This window comes from Streptomyces sp. NPDC001415, from assembly GCF_053597395.1.
The window spans coordinates 1-1569 of sequence record NZ_JBSFIE010000083.1 but is presented as its reverse complement, the minus strand read 5'-3'; the positions used below and the strand labels follow the sequence as shown (position 1 = coordinate 1569).

2 protein-coding genes are annotated in these 1569 nt (G+C 64.4%); one reads left to right on the top strand and one right to left on the bottom strand.

Features of this window, described 5'->3' with window-relative positions; genetic code table 11:
* Window positions 1-305 precede the first annotated feature (305 nt).
* Window positions 306-500 (top strand): hypothetical protein, encoded by a 195-nt coding sequence (locus ACWC2B_RS38030; RefSeq protein WP_450724931.1) that lies wholly within the window; start codon window positions 306-308, stop codon window positions 498-500.
* Between the two features lie 150 nt (window positions 501-650).
* Here the strand turns inward: ACWC2B_RS38030 and ACWC2B_RS38025 are convergent, their stop codons facing one another.
* Window positions 651-1064: a rodlin gene (locus tag ACWC2B_RS38025; protein ID WP_450724929.1), complete on the bottom strand. Its 414-nt coding sequence runs from the start codon at window positions 1062-1064 to the stop codon at window positions 651-653.
* Between the last annotated feature and the right edge of the window lie 505 nt (window positions 1065-1569).

Sequence of the window (1569 nt, the reverse complement as noted above, 5' to 3'; positions counted from 1 at the left end):
GGAGTTGCCGAAGCTCTGCTTGGCACCGTTGCCACTGAGCGACTTCGTGCTGCCGTGGTTCCCGATCGCCATCGCCTGCGGCGCGGCCACCATCGCGACACCGGACACTGCTGCGGCGACGGCCGCGGCCGACCACAACTTCTGCATGTCTACTCCTGCTGGTCTGATTCCACCGACGGGGATCTGTTAAGAGAAACGGAAAGAATCTCTTTAGGTTGCGTCCTGTCCCCCAGACAGAGCATTCTGGAATTCAACTCCGCCCGGCCGTGGTAATACGCAGTCACCACGACCGATGGTGAGGAAACATGGCTGAGACGCAGGATGCCTGGCGCCGGCAGACTTTCATCCCGATCACCCGGCGACAATTCGAGAGCGAGGCGGCGGCCGAACCCCTGTACGCGTCCCTGGTGCGTTCCTGGGCCGGTGACGGGCGTACGGTTCCGGGCCGTCCCGATTGGGAATGGAACCAGCTCGTCAACGGATTCTGCTGGCCTTCTTGAGCGCGGTGTTCTTGTATTGCGCCGCCGCCGGCGCCGGGCACGGCAAAAGACCGGACCCCCGGAATTCCCCGGTGATCCGGCCGTGGGGAGCAGGGTTCCGGACCGCCGAAGGGATTGGCAGCGGTCCGGCTGCTCTTGGGGAACCCGGGCTCAGTGGCCGCCCCGTCCGTTGCCGGAGAGGACCGGGACGTGCTCCAGGACGTGGGAGAGCGGCTCGTCGCCCTTGGCCTGGGTCGAGTTCTCGGTGCACTGCTGGTTCTGCGGCGCGGAGAGGACCGGCACGTCCTGGAGGGCGGAGACCGGCACGACGCCGGCGATCGAGGCGAGGTTGGCCTTGGCCGGCAGGGCGATGCAGGGCCTGTTGAACGAGCCCTGGATCAAGCCGATCTGCGGGCTCATGTTGCCGTAGGTGGAGGAGTTCCCGTACGCCTGCATCGCGCCGTTGCCGCTGACCGAGGTGGGGCCGCTGCCGTTGCCGGTCGCCATCGCCTGCGGCGCCATCGCGGCGGACGCGCCGACCACGGACACGCCGACGGCTGCTGCCGCCATAGCCTTCTTGATCACGCTGGTCCCTTTCTGGTGGATGCCCCATACAGAGCCACCTGCCCAACTGGACCGCTGTGTATTGGTTTCTGCCCACCACCCTTTCGGCCGTACAAAAATGAGACTGATCAGGTCTCAACTCTGTTTGCCGATTGGGATTATATGGAGATCCGATGCTGCACGCCGAACCGCCTTACAGGCCGCTTTGTTCGGTGTCCCTTCGGTCTCCCGGGGAATCGTTCGGGTGAAGCGTCGGAACCAAACCAGTACCGCGAAGTTGACCAGTGGGCAGTGCGGCGCAATAGATATGAGCGCAGCGCTGCACGTGCTCTCCATGCAGTACTGCACGTGCTCTCCGTCAAGAAAAGAGAAGTCCATGCTCAAGAAGGTTATGGCCGCGTCCGCTGCCACCGTTTCGCTCGTCGGTGCCTCCGCCATGCTGGCAGGCCCGGCCATGGCGATCGGGAACCACGGCGGCACGACTTCGTTCAGCGGAAACGAGGCGAAGCAGAGTTTCGGCAACTCG

Bases quoted from the DNA above. Each gene is read 5' to 3' on its own strand.
- ACWC2B_RS38030 (WP_450724931.1), top strand. From the start codon at position 306: ATGGCTGAGACGCAGGATGCCTGGCGCCGGCAGACTTTCATCCCGATC.